Genomic DNA, 14,191 nt, shown 5'->3' on the forward strand with positions numbered 1-14,191 from the left:
GAACCAGGGTAGGCCGGACCACCGACAATTTCCGCGACGGCCCGGCTGAGCTGGGAATCCTCCGGCACGGGCGGCCGGCTCAGCAGTCGCAGCAGTCGCATCCGTCGCAGCAGCCGCAATCGCAGTCGCACCCGCCGCAGTCGCAGCCGTCGCACCCGCCGCTGTGCGGTTTGCCGCTCCACGGGCCCGGGTACGGGTCGCGGCAGCAGTACTGGCAGGAGCAGCACATGTACGTCGCGATCGCGCAGCCCGCGAAGAAGTTCCGGCGTTCCGGCGGGACCGCGAACCTGGGGACCCAGCAGCCGCCGCCCTTGCCGTCCAGCGGGTCTCCCTCCCCCGGCGGCTCAGGCCCGTCCGGACCGCCTGGTCCACCGGGGCCAGGCATTCCAGCAGGCCCGTACCCCGGCACCGGCGCGCCGTAACCCGGTTGCCGCCCGTATCCCGGCTGCCCGGTCCCCGGCCCGTACGGCGACTGCTGCGGCGCCGGCCCGGGCCCGATCCACCCGGGCGGCGGCTGCTGGCCGTGCAGGTGGTGATGCCCGAACGCCCGGCGCACCGCCTGCCTCAGCTCGTGCACCAGCAACGCGTGCACCAGCGCCGAATCGGCGAACTCCGCCTCGCGCAGCGCCAGTTCGACCCCGAGCACCGCGTCCGAGCAGAGCCGGTGCGCCTCGTCCACCGCGGTTCCCGTGGCCAGCAGCGGATTCCAGGCGCCGGACGCGGCATCCGCCGCCAGGTCCTCGACCGCGTCGAGCAGGTGTGCCACCCGGCCGAACAGCCGTCCGGCCTCGGCGAGCGGCGCGCGGTTGCCGAGGCGTCCGGCCAGCACCGCGGTCTGCGCGAACGCCGCCGAGGACGCCAGCTCGGCCGGTTCGGTCGCGAGCAACGGCGAGTCCCCGGCCCGAAGCGCGCGTTCCAGCTCGCCCTGCCGTCCGACCGCCTCGGTCAGCACCGCGGTGTCGAAGCCGATCCCAGCCCCCGTCCGGCCGCCCTGCGCGGCCCAGCGGCGCGCGACGAGCCGTGCCGCGCCGGCCACCGGACGCCGGGCGAACGCGCCGTCCCGGTCGGCGACATGGTCGTCGACCTTCGCCGAAGCCAGCACCAGCGACACCGCCGCGGCGAGCCGGGCCCCGTCGCCGACCGCGACCGACGCCGACCGCATCGACCGCAGCGGGCACGGTCCGGCGGCACGCCGGGGCCCGCTCGGCAGCTGCGCCTCGACCAGCGCCGACACGATCAGCGCGTCGTAGTTCGTCACGACCCGGGCGAACTGCCCGTGCTGGTCGCGCAGCGCGAGGCAGAGGCCGCACAAGTGCGCCGTCCAGTCCGCGTGCAGCCGCCCGGCCAGCCGGTGCCGGCAGGGTCTGATGATCCCGAACAAATGCTTGTCCCCCCGGGAGAACCGAACGACCCGCGAACTCTAGCTCCTCGCCCGGACCCCTGATCGGCGTTCCGGAGATTCTCGCGAAGGGCGCGGGCAGGGCAGGATGGGCGGATGACCGATCTGCACCCGCCCAAGGTCGAGACGTTCGACCCGGCCGCCCGCGTGAACATCGACAACAAGGGCATCCGCCGCGACGTGGAGGAGTTCCGCGAGGAGCCGTTCGGCCTGTACCTGGCGCGGCCGACGCCGGGGCGGGCGCAGTTCCACTACCTCGAGTCCTGGCTGCTGCCGGAACTCGGCCTGCGGGTCACCGACTTCTGGTTCAGCCCGGGCCACGAACGCGACCAGGACTTCTACCTCGACGTCGTGCGCGTGCACCGCGACGGCCCGCGCTGGGTCGCCACCGACCTGTACCTCGACCTCGTGCTCAAGGACAAGCTCTCGGTCCGGGTCATCGACACCGACGAACTGCTCGCCGCCGTCGCCGGGAACCTGCTGTCGGAGAAGGAAGGCGAGTACGCGCTCGAAGTCGCCTACGCCGCCGTCGAGGGGCTCGCCGCGCACGGGTACGACCTCGCCGCGTGGCTGTCCACAAAGGACATGACGCTCGGCTGGCGCAGGCATCCCTAGCCGGGAACGGGGGAATTCCCCACCCCCGCCCGGCGGTCAGCCGGATTACCCGGCGCGGTTCGCCCGGCCACGATCAGCGGCATGGAACGAACCGCACACCAGGTGACGCTCGACCTCGTCTGCTCGCTGTACCGCGAGCACACCGAAGCGTTGCGCGCCGCGAAGGACGCCCAGCGAGCGCACCGCCGCGCGCATCCGGCGATGAAAACGCAACTGGACGACGTCGAGGCGGAGATCACCTACCTGCTCCTGCGGCACCTGCGCCCGGAGAAAGTCGTGGAGATCGGTTCGCTGCACGGCTGGTCCACGAGCTGGCTCCTCCGCGCGCTCGCGGACAACGGCGCCGGCAGGCTGACCACAGTCGATCTCATCGGCAATGCCACCAAGACCGTCCCGCACGCACTGGCCAAGGGCCGCTGGGAATTCCGCCAGGGCGACGCGCGCACCCTCGCCGGCGACTGGCTGTCCGATGTGGACTATCTGTTCATCGACGCCGACCACGGCGCGCGCTTCGCGAGGTGGTACCTCTCCGACGTTTTCCCGAAGATCGACGCCGCGGTGAGCGTGCACGACGTGTTCCACCGCGCCACCCCGCTGCCGTTCACCGAGGGCACCGAAGTGGTGCGCTGGCTGGAAAAAACCCAGACCCCGTACTTCACCGCGGCCCGCGCCCGCGCGAAACACGCGTACGCTTGCCTCGACGAACTCCGGCGGGAACTCGGCGTCGACAGCGTCGTGCACCCCGGCCGCGACAACCCGATGATCTACTTCCGCATCCACCGATCGGTGGATGCGCGGGGGACGGCCGGTGGACCCGAAGTCACGCCGTTCCGCTGATCCGATCGGCCCCGCCGGCCGGGATTCTCGAAGGCAGCAATCGCTGCGATTCGAGAGGGGACTCCGGGGCAATGCCGGTCATCGAGGTGCGGAACCTCCATAAACGCTACCGCGGGAAGACGGCGGTGGAAGACGTTTCGTTCACCGTAGAGCAGGGCGAGATCTTCGGGATCCTCGGGCCCAACGGGGCGGGCAAGACCACCACGGTGGAATGCGTCGAGGGCCTGCGCTCCCCCGACGGCGGCACCGTTTCGGTGCTCGGGCTGGACCCGCGGCGCGACGTTCGCGAACTGCGCCAGCGGCTCGGCGTCCAGCTGCAGGAAAGCCAGCTGCCCGACCGGCTGCGCGTCGGCGAGGTCCTCGACCTGTTCGCCGCGATGTACCGCACCCCGGCCGACCCGGAACGGCTGATGGCGCTGCTCGGGCTCACCGAACAGCGGAACACCTTCTACCGCAAGCTTTCCGGCGGCCAGCAGCAGCGCGTGTCGATCGCGCTCGCGCTGATCGGCAGCCCCGAGGCGGTGGTGCTGGACGAGCTGACCACCGGGCTCGACCCGCAGGCCCGCCGCGACACCTGGGACCTCGTCGAAGCCGTGCGCGCGGAGGGCGTGACGGTCGTGCTCGTCACGCACTTCATGGAGGAAGCGGAACGGCTGTGCGACCGGATCGCGGTGATCGACGCCGGCCGCGTCGTCGCGATCGACACCCCGGCCGGGCTGGTCGGCCGGGTCGGCGGGGAGCAGCGCATCCGCTTCCGCCCGTCCGCGCCGGTCGATCCGCACGCGCTGGCCGGGCTGCCGAACGTGCGGAAGGTCGAGCGGAACGGCGCGCATCTGGTGGTGACCGGGGGCGACGGCGCGCTGCAGGCGGTGACGTCGTTCCTCGCCCGCGCGGACGTGGTGGCCGGCGAACTGCGGGTGGAGCAGGCCAGCCTCGACGACGCGTTCGTCGCGCTGACCGGCCGGAAACTGGGCTGAGGGGGAACCGGAAATGCTGTCGAAGCTGACTGTCGCCGAGGCGAAGATCTTCCTCCGCGATCCGGGCGCGCCCGCGGTGGTGCTCGGGATTCCGCTGGCGCTGGTGCTGGTGTTCGGGCTGATGCCGGGGTCGCGCGAGCCCAGCCCCGAGCACGGCGGCCAGTCGTCGCTGGCCACGCTGATCGCGCCGATGGCGGTGGCGATCCTGCTCGGGATTCTCGCGCTGAGCCTGTTCCCCGGCGCGATGGCCGCGCACCGGGAGAAGGGGGTGCTGAAGCGGCTCGCGGCGAGCCCGGTGCCGCCGTCGCGGCTGCTCGCCGCGCAACTGCTGGTGAACCTCGCCATCGCGGTCGTCGCGATCGTGCTCGTCGTGGGGGTGGGCACGATCGCGCTCGGCATGGCGCTGCCGAGGAACCCGGGCGGGTTCCTCGCGGTCATGCTGCTGGGCGCGGTGTCGCTGTTCTCGGTGGGCACACTGCTCGCCGCGTTCGCGCCGACCGGCCGCGCGGCGAACGGGCTCGGCGCGGCCGCGCTCTTCCCGATGCTCGCGCTCGGCGGGGTGTGGGTGCCGAAGGAGCAGCTGCCGCCGGTGTTGCAGCACGTCGCGGACATCCTGCCGCTCGGCGCGACGCTCGGCAGCCTGCGCGAGACGGCCGCCGGACACGCGCCGCAGCTGCTGCCCATGGTCGCGCTCGCGGTGGTGGCCGTCGTGTGCTCGACGCTCGCCGCCCGATTCTTCCGCTGGGAGTGAGCGCGATGACGACGACAGAGGACCAAGCCACGACGGCCCGCGCGGTGGCGCCGTTCGCCCGGCTGCCCGTGTTCGGCGTCGCCGCGCTGATGGCCGTGCCGCTGGTGCTCACCGCGAACAACTACGGCTACTTCGGCGACGAGCTGTACTTCCTCGCCGCCGGACGGCATCTGGCCTGGGGGTACGTGGACCAGCCGCCGCTGCTGCCGCTGCTCGCCCGCGCGATGGACACGATCGCGCCCGATTCGCTGTTCGTCCTGCGGCTCCCGGCGATGCTGGCGATGCTCGCCGGCGTCGTGTCCGCCGCGCTGATCGCCCGCGAACTCGGCGGACGCACCCGCGCGCAGGTCGTCACCGCCGCGACCTTCGCCGCCTGCACCCAGTTCGTCGCCAGCGGCCACTACCTGGCGACGTCGACGCTGGATCCGTTCCTCTGGACCGTCCTGCTGTGGCTGGTGGTCCGCTGGATCCGCACCCGGCGCGACGGCCTGCTGGGGTGGGCCGGAGTCGTCACCGCGCTCGCGTTGTACGTGAAGTTCCTGATCGGCGGCTTCTGGATCGTCGCCGGGATCGCGCTGCTGATCTGCGGTCCGCGCGAACTGCTGCGCCGCCCGCTGCTGTGGGCCGGCGCCGCGATCGCCGCGCTGGCGCTCGTGCCGACGCTGATGTGGCAGGCCCGGCACGGCTGGCCGCAGCTCAGCATGGGCGCGGCGATCTCGAACGAGGTCGGCGAAACCTGGGGCGGCCGGGTGTCCTGGCTCCCGCAGGTCCTGCTGCTGGCGGGTGTCCCGGTCGGGGCCGTGCTGCTGGGCTACGGCCTGTGGCGGCTGCTGCGTGCGCCGCAGCTGCGCTCTTACCGCTTCCTCGCCTGGACCACGCTCGCGCTCGCCGTGGTGTTCATCGCGGTCAACGGCCGGTCGTACTACATCACGGGCATGTTCGCGCCGTGCTGGGCGGCCGCGGCGGTGGAGCTGGAGCGCGGGCAGGCGGCGCGGTGGTGGCGCTGGATCCCGACGTGGCCGGTGTACGTGCTCTCCGCGCTGCTGATGCTGCCCGCCGCGCTGCCGGTGTGGCCGCATTCCTGGCTCGCGAAGAACCCGTCGCTGCCGACCCCCGCGTTCTCGTTCGCCGAGGTCGGCTGGCCGGAAGGGGCGCAGTCGGTCGCCAAGGTGTTCCACCGCGTGCCCGATCCGGCACACACCGCGATCGTCGGCGAGACGTACTGGACCGCGAGCGCGCTCGACCGCTACGGACCGCACCTGGGCCTGCCCGAGCCGACCAGCCCGAATCGCGGATACGCGACGCTGGCCGTCCCGCCCGATTCGGCGCGCGACGTCCTGTTCGTCGGGGCCGATCCTCGGCCGCTGCTCGGGCACTTCGCGCATCTCGAGCCGGTGGGCGCGGTGACGACCGGGGACGCGAAGCCGAGTGTGCTCGACGGCACGCCGATGTGGCTGGCCACCTCGAGACTGCAGCCGTGGACGGAAATCTGGCCCAAGCTGGCGAACACCGGCGCTTGACCGGCGGCACCCGCCGTGGAACGGCGCGAGGCCTCGCCCGTAGGGTGCGGGCGAGGCCAGCCCCCGATCTGCCGACAGGGAGCAGGATGGATGCCGTGACCACGGCCACCGCACCGAGCACGCCCGGCCGCGCGCTCGCCGAGTTCGCTCGGCGGCCGGTCTTCCTGCTCGCCGCGGGGACCGCCGCCGTACTCCTCGCCACCGCCGGCCGCTACGGCTACTTCGGCGACGAGCTGTACTTCCTCGCCGCGGGCAAACACCTCGCGTGGGGCTACGCGGACCAGCCGCCGGTGCTGCCGTTCCTCGCCTGGCTCGCGAACTCGCTCGCGCCGGGCTCGCTCGTCGTGTTCCGGATCCCGGCGATCCTGGCGACCGCCGCGGGCGTCGTGTTCACCGGACTCATCGCGCGCGAAATGGGCGGCGAGCGCAGAGCGCAGACCCGCGCCGCCGCCGCGTACGCGATCTGCGGGCAGTTCGTCGGCAGCGGCCACTACCTCGCGACGTCCACTGTGGACCCTCTGCTGTGGACGATCGTGCTGTGGCTGCTGGTGCGCTGGATCCGCACACGCGACGACAACCTGCTGCTGTGGCTCGGCGTCGCGACGGCGGTCGGGCTCAACGTGAAGTTCCTGATCGGCGGGTTCTGGGCGGTCACCGCGATCACCGCGCTCGTCTTCGGGCCGCGGGACCTGTTGCGCCGCCCCAAACTGTGGGCCGGCGCGGCGATCGCCGCGGTCGCGTGCGTGCCGACGCTGCTCTGGCAAGCCTCGAACGGCTGGCCCCAGCTCGGCATGGGCGACGCGGTTTCCCGCGAGGTCGAGGAAGCGGGCGGCCGGGCGATGTTCGTGCCCGCGCTGCTCGCCGGAGCCGGTCTGGTCATCGGCGCGCTGGGCGTGCTGTACGGGCTGGCCGTGCTGCTCGGCAGCGCCCGGCTGCGCGCGTACCGCTTCCTCGGCTGGACCGCGATCGGCGTCTTCGCGATCTTCCTGATCGGCAATGGCCGGTTTTATTACGCCGCAGGCACTTTCGGCCTGTTGTGGGCCGCCGCCGCGGTGCATCTGCAGGACCGGCGGCCCGCGTTGTGGTGGCGCTGGGTGCCGACGTGGCCGATGTTCGTCCTCTCCGCGCTCTACAGCCTCCCCTACGCGCTCCCGGTGTGGCCGGTGCAGTGGCTCGTCGAGCATCCGACCGCGCCGCGCCCGGCGTACGCGATGGAGGAGTACGGCTGGCCGGATCTGGCCGCGTCCGTCGCCAAGCAGTACCGCGCGCTGCCTCCGGAGGAACGGACCCGCACCACGCTCGTCACCGGCGGGTACTGGCAGGCCGGGGCGCTCGACCGGTACGGGCCGGAGCAGGGCTTGCCCGAGGCGTACAGCGCCAGCCGCGGGTTCTGGTACTTCGGCCGTCCGAACGACAATGCCGACACCGTGCTGTTCGTCGGCCGCGAACCGGCGAGGCTGGCGGCGCACTTCCGGTCCGCGCGCGTCGTCGGCGAGGTCGACAACCGGCTGGGCGTCCCGAACGCCAGCCGACACATGCCGATCTGGCTGCTCGACGGCCGGATCGGCAGCTGGGCCGGGATCTGGCCGCAGCTGAAGGACCTCAAGGCGTGAGACTCGAGGACCTCCGGGGGGTCAAACTCGACTGGCGGGGTTCGCTGATGCCTCCGGCGGTGGGGCGGAAAGACGAGGCGCCGGTGCGCTGGCACCGGTGGTTCAGCCGGACCGAGACCCTGCTCGCGTGGCTTCTCCTGGCGGTCTCCGTCCTGCTCACCGCACTGGGCAGCACCAAACCGGACGACCACCGGTCCACCACCCTGCTGATCGCCGCCGGTGCGGCGGGGTGGTTGCTGCTCACCACCGTCGTGCTCAGCGCGAAGCTCCGCGATCACCCGCTGACCGCCGCAGTGGCGTTCGCCGGCGTCGTCACGCTCGGCGCGATTCTCGAAGCGCGCGAAACGTACTTCGTCATCTTCATGGTCTACGCGTTCTTCGCCGCCATGCGGATGAAGCCGATGGTGCTGGCCGTCCTCGGCATCGGCATCACTTCGCTGCTGATCAACACCATGACGCTCGGCGGTCCGATCCACGCGCTGACGGTTTCACCCGGGGTCTGGATCTCGCTGGTGATCGTGCAAACCGCGGCGATCAGCGGCGGGGGCGCGGTTTTCGCCGCCGTGGGCAGGCAGAACGCCGAGCGCAAACGGATGCTCGACCAGCTGGCCGCCGCCGAGGCGGAGAACCGCGGGCTGCAGCGCCAGCTGCTCGCGCAGGCCCGCGAGGCGGGCGTGCTCGACGAGCGGCAGCGGCTGAGCCAGGAAATCCACGACACGCTCGCGCAAGGGTTCACCGGGATCATCACCCAGCTCGAAGCCGCCGCGCAGGCCCGCGACGACACGGCGGAATGGGAACGCCACCTCGCCGCGGCAACCCAGCTGGCCAGGGAAAACCTCACCGCGGCCCGGCGCTCGGTCGCCGCGCTGCGGCCCGAACCGCTCGAAGCCGCGACGCTGCCCGAGGCACTCGCCGAGGTCGCCCGGCTGTGGAGCGAGCGGACCGGCGTGCCCGCGGAGTTCTCGACCACCGGGACCGCGGTTCCGCTGCATCCGGAGCTGGAAGCCACCCTCCTGCGGATCACCCAGGAAGCACTGTCCAATGTGGCCAAACACGCCCGGGCGAGCCGGGCCGGGATCACCCTGTCGTACATGGGCGACGAGGTGACGCTCGACGCGCGCGACGACGGCGTCGGCTTCGATCCGGCACACCCGCCCGCGCCGCCGTCGGCGGAAGGCGGGCACGGCCTGCCCGGCATGCGGCGGCGCGCGGAACGGCTCGCCGGAGCCCTGCACGTCGAGTCCGAACCGGGCGGCGGCACCGCGGTCTCGGCGCGCCTGCCCGCGATCCCGGCTGCGACACTGGATCCGACCGAGGGGGCCTCATGACCATCACGCTGCTGATCGCCGACGACCATCCGATCGTCCGGGACGGGCTGCGCGGCATCTTCACCGGCGAGCGCGGCTTCGAGGTGCTGGGCGAGGCCGCGCACGGAGCCGAGGCGGTCACGCTCGCCGAGGCGTTGAAACCGGACGTCGTGCTGATGGACCTGCGGATGCCCGGCACCGACGGCGTCGCCGCGATCACCGAACTCGCCCGCCTCGGCAACCCCGCGCGCGTGCTCGTGCTGACCACCTACGACACGGATTCCGACGTGCTGCCCGCGATCGAGGCGGGCGCGACCGGCTACCTGCTGAAGGATTCGCCGCGCGAGGAACTGTTCCGCGCCGTCCGCGCCGCCGCGCGCGGCGAGGCAGTCCTCTCCCCCGCCGTCGCGAGCCGGATCATGGGCCAGATGCGCGCCCCGGCCCAGGAACCGTTGTCACAGCGGGAAATCGAGGTGCTGAACCTCGTCGCGCGCGGGTCGACGAACAAGGAAGCGGCGAAGAAGCTGTTCATCAGCGAGGCGACGGTGAAGACGCACCTGCTGCACGCGTACGCGAAACTCGGCGTGAAAGACCGCGCGGCGGCGGTGGCGGTGGCTTTCGAACGCGGTCTGCTGGGGTCCTGACCCGCGCCCGGAGAACACCCCAATGTGGCATTGGGTGCATGCGACGCACCGAACGCCACATTGGGTGCATCTGACGCACCCAATGTGGCATTGGGGCGCTTTCAGCTCCACAGAGCTTCGGCGCGGGATGCTGCCCGAGCGGCCACTGCGGCGATGAATTCCTTGGCAAGCAACGGATCCAGCCTGCGGCCGTCCCGGAGCCGAGGCGCCACCAGGCCCGCGTCCGCTTCCAGCGGACCGACCACGGCCTGATACGGCACCAGCCGCCGGTCCCGGATGCGCGCGCCCAGACTCCCCCGGTCCGCCGGGACGACCTCGGCGCGCAACCCGGCCGCCATCGCCTCCTCCGCGACCGCTTCGGCGGCTGCGAGTTCCGCGTCGCCGACCGGGAGCACCGCCACCTGCACCGGGGCCAGCCACGGCGGGAACGCGCCGCCGTGTTCCTCGATGAGCTGGGCCAGCACGCGCTCCAGGCTGCCCAGCACCGCGCGGTGCACCAGGACCGGCCGGTGCGCGCGGCCGTCCGGGCCGACGTACTCCAGCCCGAACTGCTCCGGCTGGTGCAAATCGATCTGCACGGTGGACAGGGTCGATTCGCGGCCGGAACTGTCGGCGAGCTGGACGTCGATCTTCGGGCCGTAGAACGCGGCTTCGCCCGGCCCGCGTTCGTACTCGATGCCGTCGAGCGCTTCGACGAGCACCTCGGCCGCACGGTCCCACGCTTCGGCCGCGCCCGCGTACTTGCCGCGGTTGTCCGGCAAGGAAAGCCGGTAGCGCGCGGGTTTCAGGCCAAGGTCTTGGCAGACGCGCCGGATCAGCTCGAGCGCACCTCGCACCTCCGCGCCGACTTGTTCGGGAAGACAGAAGATGTGCGCGTCGTTCAGCTGGATCGCGCGCACCCGGCTGAGCCCGCCCAAGACGCCGGACAGTTCGGCTCGGTACATCCCGCCGAGCTCGGCCAGCCGCAGCGGAAGTTCGCGGTGGCTGTGGGCGCGGGAACGGTAGATCAGCGCGTGGTGCGGGCACAGGCTCGGCCGCAGCACGACCTGCTCGCCGCCGAGATCCATCGGCGGGAACATGTCCTCGCGGTAGTGCGCCCAGTGGCCGGAGAGCTCGTACAGCTCGCGTTTCCCCAGCACCGGCGACGAAACGTGCTGGTAGCCGGCGCGGCGTTCGACCTCGCGGACGTACTCCTCCAGCACGTGCCGGATCGCGGCGCCGTCGGGCAGCAGATACGGCAGTCCCGCTCCGATCAACGGGTCGCTGCCGAACAGGCCGAGTTCGCGGCCGAGTTTGCGGTGGTCAGGCATGGCGGTCTCCTCACGGAAGGCGAGGCGAGCGCACGACAAAGCCCGGGGCGCTCGCCCCGGGCTCGAATGGCAGTGTTCAGCGCGCCGGGACGGGATCCGGCGTCGTCGTGGACTGGGCGCGCTTCATGCCGCGAACGGTAGCCCGGCGCCCGGCGGGACCGCACCTGGTTTTCCGGCTCAGGGCTTCCAGCCGCTGTGCTCGGCCCACTTCTCCGCGCGCACGAACGCCGCGTTGACCCAGCCCTGCTTCTCGTCCGCGTACTGCTCGACCGTGCCGTCCGCGGAGTGCTTGCGCGCCAGCTCTTCCTTCACCCGGGCGTAGCCGTCGCGCTCGTCCGGGTGCGCGCGGATCCAGTCGCGGAACAGCAGCGCGAGCCGCCACGCCGGGGTTTCGGTGGACCGGACGTGCAGGTTCACCGGACGCTTCGGGTCGGCGCTCTGGTGGAACCGCTTGAGCCACTTGCCGTCGCCGCCCTGCGGATCGTCCCACCATTCGCCTTCGCGGCGCGGGAAACCGGCGTCGGCGAGCGCCTCGGCGAGCGCGTCCGCATCGTCCAAAGAGGACACGGTGAGCTGCAGGTCGAGGACGTCCTTCGCGGGAAGGCCCGGCACCGCGGTGGAGCCGATGTGGTCCGCGCGCACCAGGCGCGAACCGGCGATCTGCCGCAGCCGCGCCAGCCGGCGTTCGGCCTGCAGCGGCCAGCTCGCGTCGTAGGGCGAGATCACCGGCGAGGCGGGAGGACGCGGTTTGCGCAGCCGGAGGTTCGCTTCGAACGGCACCAGCCGGTCCGCCCACAGCGCGTCCACCTCGGCGAGCACGACGTCCGGCGTGCCGCCGTTGTCGAGCCAGACGTCCGCGACGGCGCGGCGCTGTTCCTCGGCGGCCTGCGCCCGGATCCGCGCCCGCGCGTCCGCCTCGGGCATGCCGCGGACCTCGACGAGCCGCCGCACCCGCACCTCCACCGGCGCGTCGACCACCAGCACCAGGTGATACGCGGGCGCGAGGTCGTTCTCCACGAGCAGCGGCACGTCGTGCACCACCACCGCGTCGTCCGCGGCCGCGGCCATCAGTTCGCCGGTGCGCTGCCCGACCAGCGGATGCACGATCGAATTCAGCCGCTTGCGCGATTCGTCGTCGGCGAACGCGCGCGCGGCGAGCGCGGGGCGGTCCAGCGAACCGTCCTCCGCGAGGATTTCCTCGCCGAACGCCTCGGTCAGCGCGGCCAGCCCCGGCGTGCCCGGCTCCACGACCTCGCGCGCGATGCGGTCCGAATCGATGACGACGGCCCCGTGTTCGGCCAGCCGGTTCGCCACCGTCGACTTCCCCGCACCGATCCCGCCCGTCAGGCCCACTCGCAGCATGGCCACACCCTACTGTGCCGAAGATCGGTCATCCGACCACAGCCACGGGTCGGGTCGGCCTGCTTCCGGCCGGACGCGCACCGAACACCGCCGTCACCCGCCTAAGCGACAGCGGACACCCTGCACGTGCAAGCGCACAGGTACCCGCACACCCTCCGCGCAAACGCAAGCACTTTTTCGGGCGTAGCCGAACTGATGTGGGTGACACGCCGCGCGCTTGCGCTGTTTTCGCGGGTCGAGTGCGTACCGTGCGCGGCGGAAGGGTCGCCCACACGGAGGAACAATGGCGGAGAAGCACGTCGGGAAGCACCGGCTCGGCACCCCGGGTCTGGTGCACTGCGTCTCCTATCGCCAGGTCTCGGACGCACTCGCGGAATACCGGCGCACGTGGTTCAGCGCGCTGCTCGTGCCCGCGAAGCACAGCCTGGCCGGCCTCCGCCGCCGTGCCCGCGAAGCCGCGCTCGAACGTGCTTGGGTGCCTTCGGTTTCGCTGGAACGCATCTGACCCTTCGCTCCCCCGGGAGCCAGCTCGCGCGCGTTTCGATCGCGATCTCAGTGCTCAGCGTGCGGTCGCACCCCCGGACCCGCCGGTGGATCAGACCGCGCGAGTTTCGATCGCGATCTCGCGGCTCAGCGTCCGGTGCACCGGGCATTTGTCCGCGATCTCCAGCAGCCGCGCACGCTGCGCGTCGTCGAGGTCGCCCTCCAGCGAGATCTCCCGGGTGATCCGGCTGATCAGCCCGGCCTCGGTCTCGCAGCGTTCGCAGTCGCGGGCGTGCACGCGGTCGTGCCGGAGCCGGACGGTCGTGCGGGTCAGCGGGATTCCCTTGCGGTCGGCGTACATCCGCAGCGTCATCGACGTGCAGGTGCCGAGCGCGGAAAGCAGGAGGTCGTACGGTGTGGGACCGGCGTCCGCTCCGCCCGCGCTCGTCGGTTCGTCGGCGAGGAATTCGTGGCCCGCGGTCGTGACGCGCTGGGTGTAGCGGCCGCTCCCGGCATCGGTGACGACGACAGTGCCGGGCTCCGGCTGGGTCATGGGGACGGATTCCTTTGTGCTCGGGGAGACCCGCCGAGGGCGGGCGGTCGCTTGTGGACGGTCCGGGCTCGCCGGAACGACGTTCCCAAGAAGCCGTGAATATCGTATCTTCTGCTTGCGAAGACGCGGACGCGCTTCCCGCGGAGCACGGGCAAAAGGGGGTGGGAGATGGCCACCCGGCATCTCTCGACACGGCCGGCGGAGCAGCACCACCGCGGCCGGTTCCTCGACGCGGCGCTGACCGTCCTCACCGAGCGCGGCGTCGCCGGGCTGACCGTGCGCGCGGTGGCGGAGCAGGCCGGCGCGTCCACGATCACGGTGTACACCCGCTTCGGCGGCCGCACGGGTCTGCTGGACGCCTTGTACGAACGGGCTTTCGACCTGCTGGGCGAGGATTTGCGCGCGGTTCCGCCGTCCGAGGGCGACGGGATTGCCGATCTCGTGGAAGTCGCGCTCGCCTACCGCCGGTTCGCGCTGGAAAGCCCGGCCCGCTACGGCCTGATGTTCGAGCGTTCGGTGCACGACTACGACCCGGACCCGGCGTTGCGGTCGGGAGTGCTGCGCACGAGTTTCGCCGAGTTCGTCGCCAAAATCGACCGGGTCTGCCCGCCGGACGTCGTCGCGCAGGAATGCGGGTACCTGCTCTGGACGTCGATGCACGGGCTGGTGAGCGTCGAACTGACCATCCGCTCGCAAAGCCCGCTCGACGACTGGTTCCTCAGCCCGGACGAATCCGCCCACGCGACCATGTACCGCCGCGGCGTCCGGGCGACTATCGACGGGCTGGGCCTGCGCAACTGACCCGTGTCCGGGCACGCCA

The 14,191-nt window shown here is 72.0% G+C and carries 14 protein-coding genes; 10 read left to right on the top strand and 4 right to left on the bottom strand.

All coding sequences use genetic code 11. From position 1 onward, the window contains the following. Positions 1 to 79: 79 nt before the first annotated feature. Complete coding sequence (locus CU254_RS22775) at positions 80 to 1,381, bottom strand: DUF5685 family protein (protein WP_037714524.1); 1,302 nt, start codon at positions 1,379 to 1,381, stop codon at positions 80 to 82. A 114-nt stretch (positions 1,382 to 1,495) separates the two neighbouring features. Between CU254_RS22775 and CU254_RS22780 the strand changes: the two genes are divergently transcribed. The 8 genes from CU254_RS22780 to CU254_RS22815 all read left to right on the top strand — a co-directional run bounded on the left by CU254_RS22780 (position 1,496) and on the right by CU254_RS22815 (position 9,663). Beyond that, entirely contained in the window at positions 1,496 to 2,014 is a 519-nt protein-coding gene (locus tag CU254_RS22780; RefSeq protein WP_009079717.1) for a DUF402 domain-containing protein, read from the top strand. A gap of 81 nt (positions 2,015 to 2,095) precedes the next feature. Further along, the gene (locus CU254_RS22785) at positions 2,096 to 2,851 is read left to right on the top strand and encodes a class I SAM-dependent methyltransferase (protein WP_009079719.1); all 756 of its coding nucleotides are present in this window, start codon (positions 2,096 to 2,098) and stop codon (positions 2,849 to 2,851) included. 71 nt (positions 2,852 to 2,922) lie between these two features. Next, on the top strand, positions 2,923 to 3,828 hold the full coding sequence (locus CU254_RS22790) for an ABC transporter ATP-binding protein (protein ID WP_009079721.1): 906 nt from the start codon (positions 2,923 to 2,925) through the stop codon (positions 3,826 to 3,828). A gap of 13 nt (positions 3,829 to 3,841) precedes the next feature. Next, the gene (locus CU254_RS22795; RefSeq protein WP_009079722.1) at positions 3,842 to 4,579 is read left to right on the top strand and encodes an ABC transporter permease; all 738 of its coding nucleotides are present in this window, start codon (positions 3,842 to 3,844) and stop codon (positions 4,577 to 4,579) included. Between the two features lie 5 nt (positions 4,580 to 4,584). Next, positions 4,585 to 6,099, top strand: coding sequence for a glycosyltransferase family 39 protein (locus CU254_RS22800; RefSeq protein ID WP_037717733.1), 1,515 nt, complete (start codon positions 4,585 to 4,587; stop codon positions 6,097 to 6,099). Between the two features lie 95 nt (positions 6,100 to 6,194). Continuing rightward, complete coding sequence (locus CU254_RS22805) at positions 6,195 to 7,712, top strand: ArnT family glycosyltransferase (RefSeq protein ID WP_369871009.1); 1,518 nt, start codon at positions 6,195 to 6,197, stop codon at positions 7,710 to 7,712. Continuing rightward, on the top strand, positions 7,709 to 9,040 hold the full coding sequence (locus tag CU254_RS22810; protein ID WP_234392729.1) for a sensor histidine kinase: 1,332 nt from the start codon (positions 7,709 to 7,711) through the stop codon (positions 9,038 to 9,040). The genes CU254_RS22805 and CU254_RS22810 overlap by 4 nt, the downstream gene beginning before the upstream one ends. Next, on the top strand, positions 9,037 to 9,663 hold the full coding sequence (locus CU254_RS22815; protein WP_009079732.1) for a response regulator transcription factor: 627 nt from the start codon (positions 9,037 to 9,039) through the stop codon (positions 9,661 to 9,663). Before CU254_RS22810 ends, CU254_RS22815 begins: the two co-directional genes overlap by 4 nt. 101 nt (positions 9,664 to 9,764) lie before the next feature. Here CU254_RS22815 and thrS read toward each other — a convergent pair whose 3' ends face one another. Continuing rightward, positions 9,765 to 11,012, bottom strand: coding sequence for a threonine--tRNA ligase (gene thrS / locus CU254_RS22820; protein WP_009079734.1), 1,248 nt, complete (start codon positions 11,010 to 11,012; stop codon positions 9,765 to 9,767). 138 nt (positions 11,013 to 11,150) lie between these two features. Beyond that, a complete protein-coding gene (gene coaE, locus CU254_RS22825; protein ID WP_009079736.1) occupies positions 11,151 to 12,335 on the bottom strand; it encodes a dephospho-CoA kinase in 1,185 nt (394 codons plus the stop codon). A 283-nt stretch (positions 12,336 to 12,618) separates the two neighbouring features. Here coaE and CU254_RS22830 point away from each other — a divergent pair, with 283 nt between their 5' ends. Further along, positions 12,619 to 12,840 (top strand): hypothetical protein, encoded by a 222-nt coding sequence (locus CU254_RS22830; protein ID WP_009079739.1) that lies wholly within the window; start codon positions 12,619 to 12,621, stop codon positions 12,838 to 12,840. Positions 12,841 to 12,930: 90 nt separating this feature from the next. Here CU254_RS22830 and CU254_RS22835 read toward each other — a convergent pair whose 3' ends face one another. Next, the gene (locus CU254_RS22835) at positions 12,931 to 13,371 is read right to left on the bottom strand and encodes an OsmC family protein (protein ID WP_037714531.1); all 441 of its coding nucleotides are present in this window, start codon (positions 13,369 to 13,371) and stop codon (positions 12,931 to 12,933) included. A 168-nt stretch (positions 13,372 to 13,539) separates the two neighbouring features. Here CU254_RS22835 and CU254_RS22840 point away from each other — a divergent pair, with 168 nt between their 5' ends. Further along, positions 13,540 to 14,172, top strand: a complete 633-nt coding sequence (locus tag CU254_RS22840; protein WP_009079741.1) for a TetR/AcrR family transcriptional regulator — start codon at positions 13,540 to 13,542, stop codon at positions 14,170 to 14,172. The last annotated feature ends 19 nt before the right edge of the window (positions 14,173 to 14,191 follow it).

This window comes from Amycolatopsis sp. AA4 (genome assembly GCF_002796545.1).
Lineage (GTDB): Bacteria > Actinomycetota > Actinomycetes > Mycobacteriales > Pseudonocardiaceae > Amycolatopsis.